The 20,389-nt window shown below is 62.8% G+C and carries 14 protein-coding genes and 5 pseudogenes; 13 read left to right on the top strand and 6 right to left on the bottom strand.

The features are described 5' to 3' along the window. The first annotated feature begins 138 nt into the window (after positions 1-138). From VDQ18_RS08395 to VDQ18_RS08380, 4 genes and pseudogenes are all read left to right on the top strand, one after another. Entirely contained in the window at positions 139-1,773 is a 1,635-nt protein-coding gene (locus VDQ18_RS08395; protein ID WP_323020498.1) for a Mu transposase C-terminal domain-containing protein, read from the top strand. Further along, positions 1,733-2,656: a TniB family NTP-binding protein gene (locus VDQ18_RS08390; RefSeq protein WP_416235095.1), complete on the top strand. Its 924-nt coding sequence runs from the start codon at positions 1,733-1,735 to the stop codon at positions 2,654-2,656. The genes VDQ18_RS08395 and VDQ18_RS08390 overlap by 41 nt, the downstream gene beginning before the upstream one ends. Beyond that, complete coding sequence (locus tag VDQ18_RS08385; RefSeq protein WP_323020496.1) at positions 2,653-3,432, top strand: TniQ family protein; 780 nt, start codon at positions 2,653-2,655, stop codon at positions 3,430-3,432. Before VDQ18_RS08390 ends, VDQ18_RS08385 begins: the two co-directional genes overlap by 4 nt. Before the next feature lie 200 nt (positions 3,433-3,632). Next, positions 3,633-4,238 (top strand): annotated as a pseudogene (locus VDQ18_RS08380) (IS5 family transposase); the annotation flags it as partial. A 308-nt stretch (positions 4,239-4,546) separates the two neighbouring features. Here VDQ18_RS08380 and VDQ18_RS08375 read toward each other — a convergent pair. After that, a complete protein-coding gene (locus tag VDQ18_RS08375) occupies positions 4,547-5,575 on the bottom strand; it encodes an IS110 family transposase (protein WP_323020495.1) in 1,029 nt (342 codons plus the stop codon). A 115-nt stretch (positions 5,576-5,690) separates the two neighbouring features. Here VDQ18_RS08375 and VDQ18_RS08370 point away from each other — a divergent pair, with 115 nt between their 5' ends. From VDQ18_RS08370 to VDQ18_RS08360, 3 genes and pseudogenes are all read left to right on the top strand, one after another. Next, entirely contained in the window at positions 5,691-6,569 is an 879-nt protein-coding gene (locus VDQ18_RS08370; RefSeq protein ID WP_007803215.1) for a TniB family NTP-binding protein, read from the top strand. Next, positions 6,506-7,357: a TniQ family protein gene (locus VDQ18_RS08365; RefSeq protein ID WP_081731462.1), complete on the top strand. Its 852-nt coding sequence runs from the start codon at positions 6,506-6,508 to the stop codon at positions 7,355-7,357. Before VDQ18_RS08370 ends, VDQ18_RS08365 begins: the two co-directional genes overlap by 64 nt. Before the next feature lie 59 nt (positions 7,358-7,416). Continuing rightward, positions 7,417-7,941, top strand: a pseudogene (locus VDQ18_RS08360) (IS110 family transposase); the annotation flags it as partial. 346 nt (positions 7,942-8,287) lie between these two features. On the opposite strand, the gene VDQ18_RS08355 reads toward VDQ18_RS08360, so the two are convergent. The 5 genes and pseudogenes from VDQ18_RS08355 to VDQ18_RS08335 form a co-directional block, all read right to left on the bottom strand. Next, complete coding sequence (locus VDQ18_RS08355; protein ID WP_008335470.1) at positions 8,288-9,682, bottom strand: membrane protein; 1,395 nt, start codon at positions 9,680-9,682, stop codon at positions 8,288-8,290. 194 nt (positions 9,683-9,876) lie between these two features. Further along, positions 9,877-10,808, bottom strand: a pseudogene (locus VDQ18_RS08350) (IS5 family transposase). A gap of 312 nt (positions 10,809-11,120) precedes the next feature. Next, positions 11,121-11,891, bottom strand: a pseudogene (locus tag VDQ18_RS08345) (IS110 family transposase); the annotation flags it as partial. 273 nt (positions 11,892-12,164) lie between these two features. Continuing rightward, positions 12,165-13,193: an IS110 family transposase gene (locus tag VDQ18_RS08340; protein WP_107754761.1), complete on the bottom strand. Its 1,029-nt coding sequence runs from the start codon at positions 13,191-13,193 to the stop codon at positions 12,165-12,167. Positions 13,194-13,278: 85 nt separating this feature from the next. After that, positions 13,279-13,541 (bottom strand): annotated as a pseudogene (locus VDQ18_RS08335) (IS110 family transposase); the annotation flags it as partial. 433 nt (positions 13,542-13,974) lie between these two features. Here VDQ18_RS08335 and VDQ18_RS08330 point away from each other — a divergent pair. From VDQ18_RS08330 to VDQ18_RS08305, 6 genes are all read left to right on the top strand, one after another. After that, positions 13,975-14,958, top strand: coding sequence for a TAXI family TRAP transporter solute-binding subunit (locus VDQ18_RS08330; protein ID WP_018065884.1), 984 nt, complete (start codon positions 13,975-13,977; stop codon positions 14,956-14,958). Then, positions 14,955-16,862, top strand: coding sequence for a TRAP transporter permease (locus tag VDQ18_RS08325; RefSeq protein WP_127109475.1), 1,908 nt, complete (start codon positions 14,955-14,957; stop codon positions 16,860-16,862). Before VDQ18_RS08330 ends, VDQ18_RS08325 begins: the two co-directional genes overlap by 4 nt. Positions 16,863-16,940: 78 nt before the next feature. Next, the gene (locus tag VDQ18_RS08320) at positions 16,941-17,216 is read left to right on the top strand and encodes a hypothetical protein (RefSeq protein WP_018065882.1); all 276 of its coding nucleotides are present in this window, start codon (positions 16,941-16,943) and stop codon (positions 17,214-17,216) included. A 189-nt stretch (positions 17,217-17,405) separates the two neighbouring features. Beyond that, the gene (gene dctP, locus VDQ18_RS08315) at positions 17,406-18,407 is read left to right on the top strand and encodes a TRAP transporter substrate-binding protein DctP (protein WP_018065881.1); all 1,002 of its coding nucleotides are present in this window, start codon (positions 17,406-17,408) and stop codon (positions 18,405-18,407) included. A gap of 114 nt (positions 18,408-18,521) precedes the next feature. After that, entirely contained in the window at positions 18,522-19,031 is a 510-nt protein-coding gene (locus VDQ18_RS08310; RefSeq protein WP_018065880.1) for a TRAP transporter small permease, read from the top strand. Then, entirely contained in the window at positions 19,024-20,334 is a 1,311-nt protein-coding gene (locus VDQ18_RS08305; RefSeq protein WP_018065879.1) for a TRAP transporter large permease, read from the top strand. The genes VDQ18_RS08310 and VDQ18_RS08305 overlap by 8 nt, the downstream gene beginning before the upstream one ends. Positions 20,335-20,389: the final 55 nt, after the last annotated feature.

Here is a 20,389-nt window from a genome sequence, read left to right as displayed (position 1 = left end):
AGCCCTTAATTGTGAGATGCGAAATCCAACGAAATCAGCGGCTATACTTTGCCCTTAAATATGAGATTTCGCCTTTAATTCCGATACTTTTGCCCTTAAACCTGCGACAGGGTTCACAGACATGTGCGGCAAGTATCGATGGATGATGATGGCAAAGACTCCGTTGCCGTTGGTGCTGAAGAGGCACGCAGGGCCGCCGTTCTGCGTCCGCTTGTTCAGGCATATCTCAAAGGTACTGGCAGGCTGGAAAGTGGCATCAAGGACGCCGTTTGGGAGCTTGGTGTCAGCAGGGCGACGGTCTGGCGTTGGATAAAGCGGCTGGCGGAAGAGGGTGGGCGCACCAGCGCTCTGGCTCCGCGAAAACGGGGCCGCCCGGCCGGTACGACCTTGATATCCAGCAAGGTCGAAGCGGTGATCGAAGAGCATCTTCGCCGTTATTTCTTGCGCCGGGAACGATCCAGCCTCTCACGCGTCGTGACAGAGATCCGCAGCGCCTGCTGGCAACAGGGCTTGCAGCCACCGACACGGCGGACGGTTCAGAGCCGTCTTGACGCAATGGATGCCCGCGAAGTTGTGAAGGCACGAGAAGGCGCAAAGGCGGCACGCCAGAAGCTTGCGCCGGTCACAGGCGAGAACAAGGCCATTCAGCCACTGGAGATCGTGCAAATCGACCATACGCCTGCGGACATCATTCTTGTCGACAGTTTTGAGCGTCAACCAATTGGCCGGCCTTGGGTCACGCTGGCGATCGATATAGCAACGCGGATGGTAACCGGATACTACGCCTCTCTCGAGGCACCTTCGCGTCTGTCAGTGGCGCTTTGCCTGACGCAGGCGGTGGCCCCGAAGGCGGAACTTCTGGCTGAATTGGTGTGCAGTGTTCCTTGGCCCGCACAGGGCAAACCGCACAGCATCCACGTCGATAATGGCCACGATTTCAGGTCACGGGCCTTTCGGTCGGCCTGTGCGGAATGGGGGATCGATCTGGTCTATCGACCGCCGGGAAGCCCTCACTTCGGAGGTCACATCGAACGGTTGATCGGGACGATGATGGGGGCCGTTCACCTGTTGCCGGGAACAACGCAATCCTCGATCGCGGCCAAGGGCGACTATGACGCCGAAGGAATGGCCACGATGACCTTGAGCGAATTCGATCACTGGTTTGCTCTGGAAATCTGCCGTTACAACAACAGCATTCATTCAAGCCTTGGCTGTACGCCCGTTGCCAAATGGGAAGCGCTCTCAGAGCAAATGACGGGCGACATCCCTTTCGAGATGGAAGCCTTTCAGGTGAGCTTCCTGCCCAGCGAACTGCGCAAAGTCAGGCGTGACGGCATCCATCTGTTCCAGATACGGTACTGGTCCGATGCCCTTGCTGGCCACATTGGGCGCGGCGATGGAAAGGTGGTTGTTCGCTACGACCCTCGCGATATCTCAATGATCTGGGTTGAACTGGAAGATGGCCGATATGTTGAGGCGCGGTACAGAAACCTGGAAATTCCGCCCGTGTCACTATGGGAATATCGAGATGCGATGAGGAAGGCTCGTGCACTTGGCAAGTCCGGGTCCAATGAACTGGTCCTGGCTGAGCTGATCCGACAACAACGCCAGATCGAGGCTGAGAGCCGGGGCCTGACGAAAGCAGAACGCCGATCCCGTGAAAGAAAAGGGACATTGGACGGCACCAACTCGGCTGTCGCGACAACCGAAGGGCTGCGCCCGATCGATACGGGTGATACATCGCGCCCATTGTTCAAGGTGGAGAGATGGTGAATTGAGGGCAGGGGCAACTGAGGAAGACGGTCGGATCGCCCTCATTCAATCGGATATCTGGATCGGCTTTCCGCGGGCCGAACAGGTGTTGGACCGCTTGCAGGGTATGATCGAAGCGCCACGGCAAACCCGTATGCCTGGGCTTCTTGTGCATGGCGCGTCCGGGATCGGAAAGACGATGATCGCCCGAAACCTGTCGCGCAAATACGCACCAGAATACGATCCGGCGTCAGGCATCACCCGCACACCGTTGTTGCTCTTGCAAGCGCCACCGGCACCCGACGAACGGCGGTTCTACCTGCACATCCTTGCCGCCGTCGGCGCCCCGGCGACGGCACTGAGCGCCCGCGCTCAAAATGTGGCTTCCCTTGAGGTCCGTGTCATCTCGCTCCTGCGCGATCTTGGCCTGCGGATGATCATGATCGACGAGGTCCACAATCTCTTGGCCGGGACCCACCGTGAACAGCGCCGCTTTCTCAATGTCCTTCGGTATCTCAGCAATGAACTCGAAGTGTCGCTGGTCTGCCTTGGCGTCAGCGAGGCCGTTGATGCCATCCGTGGTGATATCCAGCTTGCCAGGCGGCTGGACGAACATCACCTGCCAAACTGGCGCGACGATGCCGAGTTCTCGGACATGATCCAGACACTCATCGCGGCAATGCCCCTCGAGAAGAAATCCAATCTGAAGGTCAAGTCGCTCAAACAGATACTTGCGCTGACCGGCGGAGTGACCTCGCGCATCTTCGCCCTGATCAAGAATCTCTCCATCGACGCCATTGTCACTGGTGATGAATGCATCACTGATGACGCAATCGCGAAATGGACGCCGGTTTGGTCGCGCCATGCAAACGCACATCGGCGGCTCGAGAAGTCCGGGGTGTGACGCCGCGACCGCTCCCGAAGACTGTCGCGCCGCTGCCAGACGAGTTGTTGTCAGGTTGGTTATCTCGGCTGGCGGCGGCCAACTACTGTGATCACGCCGAACTGCTGGCTCATATCGAGATCGACACCACGCATGGCACCGCCTTGGACTTCAGCATCGACGCGGCTGCGGCAGAGAAGATTGCCAGCACCGCACGTGTCGGCCCAGATGTTGTGCGATCTTTGACCTTTCCGGCAATGACGCCACGAGAAGCCTTGCTGACGGCCCAGATACCATTCCAGCATTGCCCGCAATGCGCCCGAGAGGGTCTTTCGCTCAGGCATTGGAGGCGGGCCTGGGCATTCGACTGCCAAGTTTGCGGGACGAGACTTTTGCAGACCCTTGGCAAAACCGGTGGGGAACAAATATCCAGAAAATTGAAGTACCGAGCGCGCCGCGGGGCAGAGATTCTGGAACACGCCGCGCGATCACGCGGGCCCAGACAACTTCGGCGCGCAATGCGCGCAGTCACATTTGCCATGTCACTTAAGGGCTGCCACGGGAAGCCGTTGTTTGCTCTTCACAGCCACAAACCGGAAGTGAGGCTGTTTTGCCTTGCTGCCATTGATGCAGCCCAATCTCGTCCACTGATCAAAGCGGCCATCTCAAGCTCCGGCATCGACGACTATGCAAAGGTTGCTCTCTTGCGCGCCTTCGAGAAGGAACAACGCCTGCTTGCTGCGGTTGATCACATCGCGCAAAGGCGCGCGAGAAGCAAAGGCCCCATGACAGCCTAATCTCGCAATTAAGGGCAAAACTCGACGCCGAAAGTGACTCGTCTCAGATTTAAGGGCAACGCGACAACTGCCGAGGTAGATAGCGCTGATTTTTGGAACAGTCATTCTGTGAAAAATGCCTGCTTTTCGACGAAGTTGGCTGTCCAAAGGAAGGGGAACGGGTGGCTTTCCATCCAGGTCAGCATTTCATTGAGCTGAGCCGTCGCGCGGCAGGCCCCCTCAACCTGTTGGTCGACAGCACAGTGATCAAGTTCTTAGGCGATGGGGAATGGCTGGCGCGCAAGCATGGCACCCACCGCCGACGCCAGTATCGCAAGGTCCATCTGGCAATGGATACCGCCACCGGGGACATCTGCGCGGTGGAGTTCACCTCCAGCGACAAGGGTGACAGTCCCGTTCTGCCGGATCTCCTGGACCAGATCCCGCCCAATGAGACGATCGGCACCGTGACCGGAGACGGCGCGTTCGACATGCGCCGCTGCCACACCGCGATCCTGGAGCGCGGCGGCACCGCGATCATCCCCATTCGCAAGAATGGGCGGCGATGGCGGGAGGATTGCCCCGCTGCCAAAGCCCGCAACGAGATCCGTCGCGCGACACAACGTCTCGGCCGAACCATCTGGAAGCGCTGGACCGGCTATCATGCCCGAAGTCGGGTCGAGGCGAAGATGCGATGCTTGAAGGCTTTTGGCGAGAGGATCGCATCACGTGACCCGGACCGCCAAACCGCCGAAATCCACATCCGAATTGCCCTCATGAACCGCTTTAACGCGCTCGGCACCGCCGAGATCGAACGCGTTGCCTGAACCAAAAGGGAAAAGGGGCTGCTCGCTCCGCCGCTGACTTCTGCAACATATGTAACCGCCCCAAGCGCAAGAGGGATTTTGAAGCATTTTATGACGCGTTGTCGGGTGCTGACATATGTCCGGCCTCATGATGCGACCTCACAGATGCCGCGGGCCCGTATGGTGTTCGCGGATCAGGCTCCAAATCAACGCCGCGTGCTCGGTGGCACTTTGTTGCAGGCTGGTTCCTCTGATCCCGTCTCACGACCGTTGCGCCAAACTTCTCCTTGCCCTCTTCCGCTTCGACGTCCTCGCGACCGATGGTCGGCTTATGCCGCCACGACCGGAGACTGGTAGACGCCTCCCCGGGCCATCAGGGCCCAGACGATGCGCGCCATCTTGTTCGCCAGCGCCACCCGCACCAGCATTGGCGGCTTGCGCGTCAGCATCCCGGCCAGCCACGAGCCTGGTCTGGCTGCGGCATGGACGTGCCGTTTGATGATGACGCTGTTGGCGCCAATGATCAGCAGACGCCTCAGTGATCGCTCGCCCATCTTCGTCGTGGCCCCGAGCCTTTGTTTGCCGCCCGTCGAATGCTGGCGGGGCGTGAGGCCGAGCCAAGCAGCAAAATCCCGGGCCTTGCGGAAGGTCTCGGGCGGCGGCGCAAGGGTCGCAATGGCCGTGGCGATCAGCGGGCCGATACCGGGCACCGTCATCAGCCGCCGCGCGACGTCGTTCTCCTTGGCGCGACGGGCGATCTCGGTATCGAGCTTGCCGATCTCTGCCTCCAACTGCGCCAGTGCCACGACCAGAACCTTGAGCGTAGGGATGGCGTCGGCAGGCAGATCGCATTCCGGATCTTCGATGATTGCAATCAGCTTCGTCGCGTTGGCCGCCCCTTGTGGCACGACCTGTCCGAACTCGCCCAGATGCCCTCGAAGTGAATTGATGGTCTGGGTCCGCTGCCGGATCAGAAGCTCGCGCACGCGAAACACCATCGCCGCGCCCTGCGTCTCTTCGCTCTTCACAGGCACGAAGCGCATCGTCGGGCGCAGTGCGGCCTCACAGATCGCCTCGGCATCGGCCGCATCGTTTTTCTGACGCTTCACGAAGGGCTTCACGTAGGCGGGCGGGATGAGCCGCACGTCGTGGCCGAGCTTCCCGATCTCGCGACCCCAGAAATGCGCACCGCCACAGGCTTCCATCGCGACGACGCAGGCTGGCAGTTGTCCGAAAAACTCAAGGACCTGATGCCGTCTCAGCTTCTTGCGAAGCACTGCCCGACCTGAGGCGTCAGCCCCGTGCGCTTGGAACACATTCTTCGCCAGGTCGAGCCCGACCGTGATAATCTCCGACATGACCGTCCTCCTTTGTGGATCATTGTAGACCCACCTTGGCACATCGATGCCGTCGGGGGGCGGTCACATCATCAACGCCCATCGCGCCCCATGTTCAAGGTGGAGCGCTGGTGAATTGAGGGCAGAAACTGAAGACGACGGCCGCATCGCCCTCATTCAATCGGACATCTGGATCGGCTTTCCCCGAGCGGAGCAAGTGCTGGACCGGCTGCATGGTCTGATTGAGATGTCGCGGCAGACCCGCATGCCTGGCCTTCTGGTGCATGGGGCGTCCGGCATCGGCAAAACAATGATCGCCCGCAACCTGTCGCGACGCTATGCGCCGGAGTATGATCCGGAGTCGGGCGTCACCCACACCCCGTTACTTCTGTTGCAGGCGCCACCCGCTCCTGATGAGCGGCGGTTCTATATGCACATCCTCGCAGCCGTCGGAGCCCCGTCGTCGACGCTGAGCCTGAAGGCGCAGAGTGTTGCCTCGCTGGAAGTTCGGGTCGTGGGCCTTTTGCGCGACCTCGGGCTGCGGATGATCATGATCGACGAAGTCCACAACCTTCTTGCGGGCACGCATAGGGAACAGCGCCGGTTCCTCAATGTCTTGAGGTATCTCAGCAACGAGCTGGAGGCATCTTTGGTCTGCTACGGTGTCAGCGAAGCCGTCGATGCCATTCGCGGCGATGTCCAACTGGCCCGTCGGCTTGATGAACACCACCTGCCGAATTGGCGCGATGATGCCGAGTTTTCGGATATGATCCAGACATTGATCGCGGCCATGCCGCTGGAGAAGAAATCCAATCTGCAAGTGCGGTCGCTCAAGCAGATCCTCGCATTAACTGGCGGGGTGACGTCCCGCATCTTTGCCTTGGTCAAGGATCTGTCCATCGACGCGATCATCAGCGGTGACGAGTGCGTCACTGATGATGCCATCGCAAAATGGACACCGGTCTGGTCGCGCCATGCAAACGCTCAGCGACGGCTCGAGAAATCTGGGGCGTGACGTGTATCCCGCTGCCGATATCGGTGACGCCAGTGCCGGACGAGTTGCTTTCTGGTTGGTTATCGCGACTGGCCGCTTCCAATCATTGCGAGGTAGCAGACCTGCTCGCCCATATCGGGATCGACGCAAAATATGCTGCAGCCCTTGATTTTGATCTCGACATGCTGGCCGCGGATAGGATTTCCGTTGCGGCGCGCTTCGATCCAGCGTTCGTGTCGTCGATGACTTTCGCGGCGATGCCGGAAGCAGAGATGCGGTTGACCGCACAGGTGCCGTTCCAGGCTTGCACAAGCTGCGCTGATGGCGGCCTTGAGCTCAGGCACTGGCGTAGGGCCTGGGCGTTCGACTGCCAGATTTGTGGTGCCCGGCTTCTTCCAAAGGCCGACAGGCAAAATGGCGCAGCGGTCTCCGAAAAGCTGGTTGATCGTGCCCGCCGGGGGGCACGGATCCTGGAGCGTGTCGCGGTGTCGGGCAGCGCGCGTCAACTACGCCGAGCCATGCGGGCGGTCACCTTCGCGATGGGACTCAAAGCTTTATGTGGAGACCCTTTCTTCGCGCTTCAAAGCCCCCGCCCGAACATAAGGCTCTTCTGCCTTGCCGCCATTGCCTCCGCCCAATCGCGTCCACTGGTAAAGGCTGCGTTGTGCAGCATGGACATCGACGTCTACGCACGAGTTGCCCTGCTTCGCGCCTACGATAAGGAGCCCCGACTGCTTGCAACCGTCGACCAGATTGCTCAGCGGATGCGACTACGCGTCGGCGGTTCAGCCACCTCATCTCAAATTTAAGGGCAAGAAAGGCCGGAAAACGCGCCGTGTCTCGGATTTAAGGGCAAGGCGACACCCACTTCCGAGAGAACCAGGAACGGTTGCCTGACCATGCTGCGGCTGCCATCCATGCGTTGATCTGCCAAGCGGAGGCGATTGCCGATCAGGCTGAGGCCCTGGAGAAACGGATCCTCGAGTGGCACCGGACGCACGAGACGAGCCGGCGACTGGCGACCATTCCCGGTATCGGACCGATCACCGCCAGCGCAATTGCTGCAAATGTTCCGGATCCGAGCCTGTTCCGCTCGGCACGACAGTTCGCGGCCTGGCTAGGCCTGACGCCACGGGCGAACTCAAGCAGTGGCAAGGATCGACAGACCGGGATCAGCAAGCAGGGTGATGGATATATCCGGCGACTGCTCGTTTCCGGCGCGACTGCGGTGCTTCGCTTTGCAAGGCAGGGCGATGCCGGCAAGGCTTGGATGCTTGGGCTTAAAGCACGCAAGCGACCGAAAGTCGTTGCGGTCGCGCTCGCCAACAAGACTGCCCGGATCGCTTGGGCGCTCCTGCGCCGCAACGAGATCTACGCGGCCCCTGTCTCCTGAGCGCGGAACCGCTGACGGAATGCGTGAAGCTGAGAAGAGATGACAAACCGGTCGAACCGGGGATCGGGACACCCCAGGGGGTCAAGGCGCAGAAAGCGCGCAATTTTGATTGGGACCCGATCCGCGGACTTCATCTGGGCCAGCGGCTAGACCGCACCACAAAGGCCGTAGACATGACTGCTTTCGGCATAGGCGCGTCAATTCCCAGCTTGCGCAGCAGGGGTCGTCCAGACATGGGAACACTTGCCCTCGCCAGAGATGCCCACTGCGCGTTGGCGACGGTCCACCAATGACTTGCGCCACCGGACCTGTGGGGGAACCGGCGCAGCGCCAGTTCCCCATCGGCTCATTCTGCCGGAACCCAGGGCCGGTTATAGGCTGCCACGCGCCAATCACCGTGTTCGATGAACCGGGGGGCGCTCCCGGTTTCCAGCGCCTCGGCTGCGGCGTTCAGCGCCTCGGGCGATGTCTCGGGCCAGGCGCCCGTTTCGATCCGTTCGACCAGGGTCTCGACGATGGCCGTGCTTTCGGCAGCCGTGAACTCGCAATGGCCCGTGCCCTGGACCAGCGACTGCCGATACAGATCGCCGGTACCCTGCTCCTGCACCAGCGCGCCGTAGCCTTCCATCAGCGTGTAGGGAATGGCCCAGTCGCCCAGCATGTGGATGCGGATCGCCGGAACCTGCAGATCGCCGGTCGTCGTGCGCCCGTCTGCGGCCCAGAAATCGCGCGCATAATCCGAGGCCGCGATGCGGGGGGCGGCGTCGATCCTGGCAATGTCGGCCTGAAGGTCCAAACCGGCCTGTTCGTAGAGCGCCTCAACCGTCCGCGCCATCGCGGGTGCGGCATTCTGGTAGAAGGCGGCATAGTCGACCCCCTCGTTCCCGGAAAGTTGCTGCCCCGATGCGGCGTTTTCGAACAGAAGCCGCGAGGTCCCGCCAACATTACCGCCGATGCGCAGCGCCGAGGCCACGATCATGTCGGCCATGGCGCCGGCATCCGCGGTGTCGGGTAGTTCGGTCCCCTCGACCATCCACGGCGACCACTGTCCGATGGCGAAGGCAAGCGCCAGCCGCGCGCGGCCCTCCGGGCTTTCGCCCGCCGTTTCGATGGCGGCCATCCAGGACGCACGGATCGCGTCAAGGCTGCGCTCGCCACCCGCTCCGGCATTGGGCAGGCCGACGATGGCGAGATCGCTGGCCGGACCGTGCCCAGCGGCCTCATAGCTTTCGCCCAGCAGGGTCTGCATGGCGAACCAGCCATCCAGGAAACTGCTCATGATCCAGACCGGCGTATGGGCGGCAAGCACGGCGGCACCGTCGATCCTGTCCGGGTAATCCTCGGCCGAAGCGAGGCTGTCGAGCCCTCCGCCAGAACAGCCGTATTGCAGCACCATGTCAGGAGCGCGCTCCAGGTCCGTGAAAATGTCCTGAACAGCTTGTAGATTCAGGATTTCACGCTGCGGATCGTATTGCCACAGGCGCAGCGGGTGCCGGGCGAGCCCGGCGAAGGCATAGCCACGACCGAGCAGGTCGTCATACCGCTGGACCGCTGACGCGACCGAAACGTTGCTGGCGAAATCCAGATCCCTGAGTAGTCGACCATTCCAGTTCTCGGGCACGCGGATCAGCCATGCCGTCCCGTCCGGCAGGGTTCCCGCATGTTCGTTGAAGGCGGGCTGCTCCTGCGCCGACGCGAGCGGGGCGAAGCCCGCGGTCAGAGCGAGGCAAAGCACCACCATTCCGGTCCGCGAACGCGGGCCGGCCAAATTGGCTGTCCGTGACATGAATTTCCTCCAGTTTGATGCAGCGATGAAATCCGGCTCCTCTTCCGGGGAACCATCGCCGGGAAAAACATAGATAGCTAATTATTAGTGTCAAGGGCTCTGATGCACAAATCGGCTTAAGGCCGAGGTTCCCCTTTCCCCGGACGGACTTATCCCACAGCTTCCGTGACGGGTATTCCGAGCGCGGTGTAGCCGTTCAGGACGGCGATGCGGACCTGGAGTTCGGCGACCTGTCGGTCGAAGTCCCGTGCCATGAGCCGCTGGCCCAGCAACTTGATACAATGCATCTTTGTCTCGACGCGGCTTCGGCGGTGGTATCCACTCCATCGTCGCCAGAGCGCGCGGCCCAGGTATTTCGCCGCGCGCAGGGCCTCATTTCGCGCCACGGCTCCGGCGGTGATCGTCTTCCAGGGCTTCGCGTTCTTGCGGGGCGGGATGACGGCATGGGCACCGCGATCTGCAATCGCATCGTGGCATTTGCGCGTGTCGTAGGCGCCATCAGCCGTAACGCTACCGATTTCCTGGTCCTGCGGGATTTGGTCGAGAAGGTGGGTAGGATGGGCGCATCACCGATGTGGCTCCCGGTGACTTCGACGGCCCGGATCTCCAACGTTTCTTCATCGATCCCAAGGTGGAGCTTGCGCCAGACGCGCCGTTTCGGGCCGCCATGCTTGCGTGCGTGCCACTCGCCTTCACCTTCGACCTTGATCCCGGTGCTGTCGATCAGCAGGTGCAACGGCCCCTTGGAGCCGCGGTAGGGGATGTTCACGGCCAAGGTCTTCTGGCGGCGAGATAGCGTGCTGAAGTCGGGCACCGTCCAGTTCAGGCCGACCAGCCGTAGCAGGCTCTCGACGAACCCGGTCGTCTGCCGGAGCGCCATGCCGAACAGCACTTTCATCGAGAGGCACGTCTGGATAGCGGCATCGCTGTAGGTCTGCTGGCGGCCACGCCTGCCTGTCGGCGCGGCATCCCAGCTCATCTCGGGGTCAAACCAGATCGTCAGCGAGCCCCGGCGCTTGACTGCTTCATTGTAGGCTGGCCAGTTCCTGGTCTTGTAGGTCGGGGGTATGGGTCTGCTCATGCAGCCTGACTAACAGACTGGATTCGCAAGGTGAAACCTTCACAGCATTTGCGCAACATGTATAACCGCCCCTTGCGCAAGAGGGTTTCTGGATCAGTTTCGCGCGGTGTCGGGTGCTGACATGTATCCGGCCTCTGTTGCGGCCATCATCACGCCGCGGGCCCGTATGGTGTTCGCAGGTCGGGTCCAGATCAAAGCCGCGTGCTCGATGGCACTCTGTTGCGCTCTGGTTCTCCCGATCCCGTCTCACGACCGTGCGCCAAACGTCTCCTTGCCCTCTTCCGCTCCGACGTCCTCGCGACCAGTGACGGCTTACGCCGCAGCGGTCGGAGACTGGTAGGCGCCGCCTCGGGCCATCAGCGCCCAGACGATCCGCGCCATTTTGTTCGCCAGCGCGACCCGCACCAGCATCGGCGGCTTGCGCGTCAGCATCTCGCCAAGCCATGTGCCCGGCCGGGCAGCGGCATGAACATGCCGCTTGATGATGACGCTGTTGGCCCCGATGATCAGCAATCGCCGCAACGACCGTTCGCCCATCTTCGTGTTGGCCCCGAGACGCTGCTTGCCTCCTGTGGAATGCTGACGGGGCGTGAGCCCGAGCCAGGCCGCGAAGTCGCGCGCTTTGCGGAACGTCTCGGGGGGCGGAGCCAGAACCGCTATGGCCGTGGCAATCAGAGGACCTATCCCCGGGACTGTCATCAGGCGCCGCGCCACCTCATTCTCCTTGGCACACCGGGCGATCTCGGCATCGAGCTTGCCGATTTCCGCTCCGAGATGGGCGAGTGACGCCACCAACACCTTGAGCGTGGGGATGGCATCGGCAGGCAGACCGCTTTCCGGGTCTTCCACAATGGCAATCAGCTTCGACATGTTGGCCGCGCGCTGCGGAACGATCATTCCGAACTCGCCCAGATGCCCGCGCAGGGCATTGATGGTCTGGGTTCGCTGCCGGATAAGCAACTCGCGGATGCGAAAGACCATCGCCGCGCCTTGGGTCTCCTCGCTCTTCACCGGCACGAAGCGCATCGTCGGGCGCGTCGCCGCCTCGCAGATCGCCTCGGCATCAGCCATATCATTCTTCTCTGGTTGCCGCCCTTGGTGCAAGTTGCTTTTGGCCGGTCGGGGCAGGTGATCGAATGCGTTCTTCTCTCAGGCCTTTTGAGTGCGGCCGTTCGAGAAGCCGCTGGCCGGGATGGCGATCTGCGGATCGGGTCCATATCTTCTGCAAGAGCTCTGCCGCTCGAGAACGATGTCTGGTTTTCCCAACCCAGATCTTTTCGATCATTGTGCCCATTCAGGTCATCGACTTCTCACACCTCCTTTACCGGCGCTCAGCGCGCACGGGGCTTGCGGCCCTCATGCGGGAACTGCCGACGCCGGATCTCGATAATCCTCCTTCCTTGTCATCATCGCCCAGATAGTCCGTGCCATCTTGTTGGCCAATGCGATGGCGACCAGCATGAGGGGCTTGCGGTGCAGCATACGTGCCAGCCATGAGCCCTCTTGGATCGACTTCCGGGCCAGCACTGTCAGGCGCGACATGGCGCCGATGATCAGCAGATATCTGATGTCGGTCTGGCCGGCTTTCGAGATGCGCCCCAGGCGTTCCTTCCCGCCGGAGGTGTATTGGCGTGGCACAAGGCCGAGCCAGGCCGCAAAATCTCGGCCGCGCTTGAAACTCTCCATGGGCGGAGCAAAGCTGTTGATGGCCAACGCCGTCTGCGGCCCCACGCCGGGCATCGTTTGCAGCCGCCGCGCCGTATCATTTGTCCGAGCAAGATTCCGGGCCTTTGCCGTCTTGGCTTCGATCCGGGTTGTCTGCTCGGCTATCTGCTCAAGCAGATCCTGGCACTCCTCCCGCACCAGCGCAGGCAAGTCGCTGGCAGGCTCTGCAAGGACTGCTTCGATCCGCTTGAGATGGGCGAGACCTCTCGGAAACACATGGCCATATTCGTAGAGCACTGAACGCAGGGCATTCACGAGTTCGGTGCGCTGATGGAGAAGTCGTTCACGCGCCCGGAAAAGCACCGCGCAAGCTTGCTGGTCTTCCGACTTCGGCTCGACGAAGCGCATCTCGGGGCGCTGTGCCGCTACGACGATCGCCTCGGCGTCAGCAGCATCGTTTTTCTGCCGTTTCACGAAGGGCCGGACATATTGCGGCGCGATCAGCCGGACCTCATGGCCAAGCTTGGCCACTTCCCGCGCCCAATAGCTCGCGCTGCCGCAGGCCTCCATCACCACAACGGCGGGTTCGTGCTTTGCCAGAAAATCCCGGAACTGGACTCGCGTCATCTTCTTGCGGAACTTCAAGTGCCCGGCCATGTCGGCCCCGTGAAGCTGGAAAACGCTCTTTGCCAGGTCCACGCCGATCATTGTATCTTTCATTTGCCGTCCTCTCCTTTTCGTGGCGTTGAACACCACGATCTTGGCACATCGCGATGCCGTCGGGGGAGGGCGGCAACCATCCCATCTTCTGCCGTTTGACGAAGGGCTTCACGTAGGCCGGAGGGACCAACCGCACGTCATGCCCGATCTTCCCGATCTCGCGCCCCCAGAAGTGGGCGCCACCGCAGGCTTCCATCGCGACGACGCAGGCCGGCAGCTGTCCAAAGAATGCCAGACCTGATCTCTTCGCAGCTTCTTGCGCAGCACCGCCCGGCCCGTAGCGTCGGCACCGTGGACCTGAAACACATTCTTCGCCAGATCGAGCCCGACCGTGATAATCTCCGACATGACCGCTCTCCTTTGTGGATCCTTGCAGACCCACCTTGGCACATCGATGCCGTCGGGGGGGCACACCATCAAAGCCGCAAATCCTCATGAAATGCGCGGCCCGCCTCGGCGTCGTAGCACCGGTAGGCGCAATAGTGCTGCTGCAGGATGGGCGAGGGCGCCCGCCCGCACAGGGTCTTCGTCATGATGTATGTTGCTTTCGTGAGTGTCGGCATTACCCGGTTTCCAGCGCCGCGGGGGACCGTAACGCCTTCCGCGTCGAGCTTGAGTGGGGGGATAGCAAGCTTTGGTATCTAATCGTTGACAATCTCCTAGCGAGGGCTTTAAAGATAGATGTCTAAGCTATGTTTCGCAAACCACCGATCCGGCCCCCGTGTTCCGGATGTCGGACGGGAGAGGGGCGCGACGCAGGGCCAAACGGGAGGACATGATTATGCGTTTCACTGCAATCGCGATGGCTGCCGGCCTCGCCGTCTCGGCGACGGCTGGTCACGGCCAATCGCTCAACCTCACTCTTTCAGGCGGGAACCCGGGCGGCCTTTGGTCGCTGCTGGGCGCCGGCATCGACCGCGCCGCGCAGGTGGCGGACACCTCGGCCGTGGTGACCTATCAGGCTACGGGCGGCGGGTTCGCCAACATCGGCCTGCTGGGCGCCGGGCGCACGGATCTGGGCCTGGTGCACGACGCCGAGGCGCAGCTCGCGCTGGGAGGCGAAGAGCCCTTCCGCGGGCCGATCACGAACATGCGGGCCATCGGCTACATGTACAACTGGGCGCCGATGCACTTCTTCCTCGACCGCTCGATGGCCGAGCAATACGGCATCGACAGCCTGGACGACATCGCCGGCAGCGGCGCGCCGATCCGCATCGGCATCAACCGCTCGGGGAACATCACCTCGAACATCGCGCTGATGATGTTCGAGCTGGTGGGGGTGACCGACGAATCCCTGGCCGAAGCTGGCGGCCAGTTCGTGCGCGCCGGCGCCAATGAGCAGGGCGAGCTGCTGCAGGACGGACGGCTCGACATGATTACCAACGGCATCTTCATCAACCACTCGTCGTTTCGCGCGGTTGACACGAATGCTGACGTTGTGCTGCTGTCGGTCCCGCAGGAGGTCATCGACGCCACCAACGAGCGCTTCGGCACCGGCCAGATGGTCATTCCCGCTGGCAGCTATTCGAACCAGCAGGCGGACGTGAACACCGTGACGCTGGGGGCGCTGCTGGCCGCGACCGACGCGATGAGCGACGACGACGCCTATGCCTTGACCAACGCCCTCATCACCAACATCGACGAGGTGCGCGCGGTTCACAGCGCCATGCAATCCCTGACGCCCGAGTTGCTCGCCACGCCCAGCGTGCTCGAGTTCCACCCCGGCGCCGCCCGTGCCTACAGTGAGGCAGGGCTGTCGCAATGATCGGGACACTCGTCTCCACCGGCCGCAGGAGGGATCTTGCGGCCGGCCAGCAACGGGCCATCGTCGTGGTGGCCGCGATCTTCTCGGCCTGGGTGATCTACGCCAACCTCTTCACCATCTCGGATCCGCTAGTTCTGGGCATCCTCTTCGTTTCGGGGATCTACGCGATCATGTTCGCGGCGATCGGTGCCACGCCGAACGCTCCCGACCGCATCCCGTTCTATGATATCGCCCTGTCGCTGCTCAGCCTGGCAGCGGGCATCTTCTTCTTCGTGAACGCCACCGCCATTGCGGACCGCATCAGCCTGCTGGATCCGTTCACGCCCGCGCAGCTCTTCTTCGGCATCTCGCTACTCCTCCTGACCCTCGAAGCGACGCGCCGGACCACGGGCATGGGACTTACCATCGTGGTCGTGGCCTTCCTGGCGTACAACTGGTTCGGCTACCTGCTGCCGCCGCCCTTCGGGCATGGCGTCGACGATTTCACCTACCTGCTCGATATCCTGGTCTTCACCACGGATGGCGTGTTCGGGGTGCCGATCCAGGTGGTCGCCAGCTACGTCTTCCTGTTCGTGATGTTCGGCACTTTTCTGTCGAAAGCGGGCGGGGGCGAGTTCTTCTTCAACCTCGCGGCGCTTCTGACCGGGCGCACCCGCGGCGGTCCGGCGAAGATCGCGGTGATTTCCTCAGGGCTCTACGGCACGATGTCGGGCAGCCCGACCTCGGACGTGGTGGCGACGGGCTCGATCACCATCCCGGTGATGAAGCGACTGGGCTACAGCGCGCGCTTCGCCGGCGCGGTCGAGGTCGCGGCCTCGACGGGGGGCAGCGCGATGCCTCCGGTGATGGGGTCGGCCGCTTTCATTCTCGCCGAATATACCGGCGTGGATTACAAGGCGGTGGTCGTCGCCGCCGTGGTGCCCGCACTGCTCTACTACCTCGGCGTCTTTAGTCAGGTCCACCTGCGCGCCGTGCGCGAAGACCTGCGCCCGTCCGAGGACGAGATGCCGACCGTAGCGCAGACGTTCCGCACGGGCTGGGTCTTCCTGCTGCCGATCATCGGCATCGTGGTGGCGCTGCTCTCGGGCTATTCTCCGACCTTCACCGCCGGGATCGGCGTGATGGGTGTCATCATCGCCTCGACGCTGCTGAAGGCGACGCGCCTGTCGCCGTGGCAGGTGATCGAGGGCTTGGGCGAGACCACGCTGCGCATCCTGCCGGTGGCTGGCGCCTGTGCCGCCGCGGGTCTGGTGATCGGGGGCCTGTCGATGACGGGGCTGGGTATGAAGGCCGCGAACCTGATCCTGGTGATTAGCAACTCGCAGCCGATCCTGACGCTGGTTATCGCCGCTGTCGTGACGATCATCCTGGGTCTCGGCATGCCGACCCCGAGCGCCTACATCCTGGCTGCCGTGCTGGTCGGTCCGGCGCTGGCGCAACTGGGCTATCCGGTGCTGCAGAGCCACATGTTCCTGCTGTACTTTGCCGTTCTCTCGGCGCTGACCCCGCCGATTGCGGTGGCGGCCCTGTCGGCGGCGGCGATTGCACATGAAGACCCGTTCAAGATCGCCTTCACCTCGGTGAAACTGGCCTCGATCGGCTTCATGCTGCCCTTCGCCTTCGTTTGGAACCCGGCGCTGATGCTGCTGGCCGACCCCCTGTCGAATACGCTGGCCGTGGTAGGAGGCGTGATTGCCACGCTGGCCGTGGCCACCGTGGTCGAGGCCTTCGCCAGCAAGCCGGTGTCGCCGGCGGAGCGGCTGCTTATGCTGGGCAGTGCGATTGCGGCTGTCTCGCCCTTCCAGCTGTTCGCGGTGGCGGGCATCGCGATCGGGGCGGTTCTGCTGGCGCGTCACCTGGTGGCGGGGCGCCGGGCCAGCGTGCAACAGAACGCCGCCGGCTGATGCCACTCTGGCGCAGCCTAACAGATCGCGCGGCCCGGACCCCTCCGGGCCGCGCGTCCTTTTGCAAGAGAGACCGACGTGACCCATCCGACCCAGACCGCCGACCGACTCACGACGCAGAGCCCCTCCGCCGTGCCGCCGCAACAACCGAAGTTCTGGAAGCGCTGGGCGGTCAGCATGCTGGCCGTCTATCCCGCGCTTATCGTCCTGGTGCTGGCCACGCGGCCCTTCACCCAGGGCATGCCAATGGCGGTCTCGCTGTTCATCGTGGCGCTGCTGCTGACCGGATTGAATGTCGGGCTGATCCTGCCATTCCTGAACAGGAAGCTGGGGCGCTGGCTGGCTGCGCGCTGAGGCCGGAACGGGCAGGGCGGTACGATTTCATATATGTGAAATGTCGCAATGATCCCGCCGGCAATCAAGACAAGGTGCTCTCCGCCAAATAAGCTTAGATAGCTTACCCTTTAGGTTGAGCAGCCAATCCAGACCAGACTGTCCGCCCAGGGGCGGCGCAGTCGGAACGCTACGGGAGGAGCGAGCGACATGACTTCATCCACCACATTCACCAACAAACTGCGTGCCCTTGCGGGCGCTTCGGCGCTGTCGGCCGCGACGCTGGGCCTGACTGGTGCCGCCGAGGCACGCGACTTCCGCCTGCTGTCGGGCTGGGATTCCAGCTATGTTGCGGTCGACGTGCTGACGTCGTTCATCGAGACGCTCGACGAAGCCGTGACCGAGGGCTTCGGCGTCAACGTCATGGGCCCCGAGACCGTGCCCCCGTTCGAGCAGTTCGACCCGGTGTCGCGCGGCCTGTTCGACCTGCTGTTCACCAATGGTGCCTATCACTTCAACCAGACTTCGGTGGGAATGGCGCTGGACGGCCTGTCGGGCGATACCGAGGCCTTGCGCGAAGCCGGAATTTGGGACGCGGTGGATGCCGATTACCAGGAGCAGGGGTTGAAGCTGATCGCCGTGCTTTACGACCTGAATGGCTACCACATCATGCTGAACGAGCCGGTCGGCGAGAACGGCCTCGAAGGACGTCGCGTGCGCGGCACGCCGATCTACCACCCGGCGATCAACGTACTGGGTGGCTCGCCCGTGGTGCTGCCGGGCGGCGAGATCTACCCGGCGCTGGAACGCGGTGTGATCGACGGTGCGGCCTGGCCGACCATCGGCGCTCTGTCCTACCGCTGGTTCGAGGTCGCCGACTACATGATGCGCCCGACCTTCGGCCAGGTCGGCCATCTGGTGTTGATGAACCTTGACACCTGGAACGACCTGTCCGAGGAAACCCGGGCCGAGATCGAGACCGCCGCGCGCGAGTTCGAGATCGAAGCCAATGGCCTGTTCGACACGCTAGTCGCCGAAGAGAGCGCCGCCCTGGAAGCAGAGGGCATGAGCGTGACCGAGCTGTCCGAGGAACTGGCGGGCACGCTCAGCTCGGCCTGGTTCTCGGGCGTGATGGACCTCGCGGCCACGCAATCGGGCGAGGCGATCGAGGAAATTCGCCGTCTGGCGACCGAAGCCGATCTCGACGGCTGATCGGGGCCCGGCCCCTTCCGACGCGCGGCCGCTTGGTGCCGCGCGTCTTTCCGTCCCCCGGTCCTCCTTCTCGGCCCATTCTCTTCGGCCTTTCCGTTCCAGGAGCTTCCCTCCATGCGACCGATCCTGACGCTTCAGGACGTGCTGACCCGGCTGATGTTCTTCATCGGCGTCGGTGCGCTGGCAGCCATCGTGCTCATCTACGCCTTCGAGGTCGTCTCGCGCTATGCCTTCGGCGCGCCGACCCTCTGGGCGAGCGATTTCGTTTCCTTCCTGCTGCTGATCACGGTGTTCAGCACCGCGCCCTGGCTGACCCGCGAAGGCGGGCACGTGGCCGTGACTATCCTGCCCGACCTGGTCGGCCGGCTGCGCCAGGTGATCCTGCGCGCGGGCTTCCTGGTGGCGGCGGCGACCTGTCTCTGGGCTGCCTGGCTTTGCATCGGCGAGGTGCAGCACCTGGCCTCGCGCGGGACGGCGACCCTGACCACCGTGCGCATTCCGAAATGGATCCTGGTGGCCTTCATCACCTATGGCGTGGCCAATTCCGGCCTGTATTTTCTGCGCCTCGCCTTCGGCCAGGCGCTTTCCGAGACCGACTCCCAACCCGAGGTGACCCATGGTTGAAGGTATCGCCGCCGTCGCGACCGGCGTGGGGCTGCTCCTGGGCTTCATGGCCGTAGGCCTGCCCGTCTTCGCGGCCTTCCTGCTGGTCAACCTGCTGGCCGTCGCGGTCATCATGGGACCGATGGGCTACGGCATGTTCGTCAACTCGCTCTACGAGACGACGACCACGCAATCGCTGGTCACCATCCCGCTGTTCATCCTGATGGGCGAGATCCTGTTCCGCTCGAACTCGGTCGAGGTGCTGCTCCGGTCCATCGACACTCTGGTCGGTCGGGTGAAAGGGCGCCAGTACGTGCTGTCGATCCTGCTGGCCACGGTGTTCAGCACCCTGTCGGGTGCTGCGATGGGCGTGGCGGCCATGCTGGGCCGCTCGCTGCTGCCGGGCATGGTCGCGCGCGGCTACGACGCGCGGCTGTCGGCCGGCACGATCCTGGCGGGCGCCAGCCTGGCGCCGCTGATCCCGCCCAGTGTGCTGGTCATCATCATCGGCACGCTGGCCGGCGTCTCCATCGCCGGGCTGCTGATCGCCGGGATCATTCCCGGCCTGATGTTCGCCGCGATCTTCCTGGGCTATTGCTTCATCCGCGTCTGGCTGAACCCGTCGCTGGCGCCCGACGAGCCCGACGACGGCACCCGCGCCACGCTGGCCGACAAGGGCTGGGCGCTGCTGCGGGTGGTGCCGTTCTCGATCATCATCTTGATGGTGATGGGGCTCATCCTGGTCGGCATCGCCACGCCGACCGAGGCCGGCGCGATGGGTGTCATCGGTTCGCTGATCATCGCCGCGATCTATCGCAACCTGTCGTTCAAGATGATCGGCGAGTCGCTGGTTTCCTCGGCCAAGGTGGCGGCGATGATCCTGTTCATCATGGCCAGCTCGAAACTGTTCAGCCAGCTGCTGGCCTTCACCGGCGGTGCCTCGGCGATGACCGAATGGGTCGTGGGGCTGGAACAGTCGCGCTGGGTGATGCTCATCCTGCTGATGCTGCTGCCTTTCGTGCTGTGCATGTTCATCGACCAGATCGCGCTGATGCTGATCGTCATCCCGATCTACCTGCCGATCATCGAGGAACTGCAATTCGATCCGATCTGGTTCTGGCTACTGTTCCTGGTGAACATCACCGTGGGGGGCATGACCCCGCCCTTCGGCTACACGCTCTTCGCGCTGAAAAGCGCGTGGGAAGACGCCAGCCTCGGCAAGGTCTTCTCCTCGGCCTGGCCCTTTGTGCTGCTGTACCTGCTGGGCATGATCGTGCTGGCACTGGTTCCCGGGCTGTCGACGCTGCTGCCGTCGATGCTGTGACAACCCTCGGCGCGGCGGCCCCGGTCGCCCGCCTTTCCTGAGACGCCATCTGTAA

The sequence above is a fragment of the Pararhodobacter sp. genome (assembly GCF_034676075.1).
Lineage (GTDB): Bacteria > Pseudomonadota > Alphaproteobacteria > Rhodobacterales > Rhodobacteraceae > Pararhodobacter.
The sequence above is the reverse complement of the archived record's forward strand: the minus strand, read 5'-3'. Positions and strand labels throughout refer to the sequence as shown.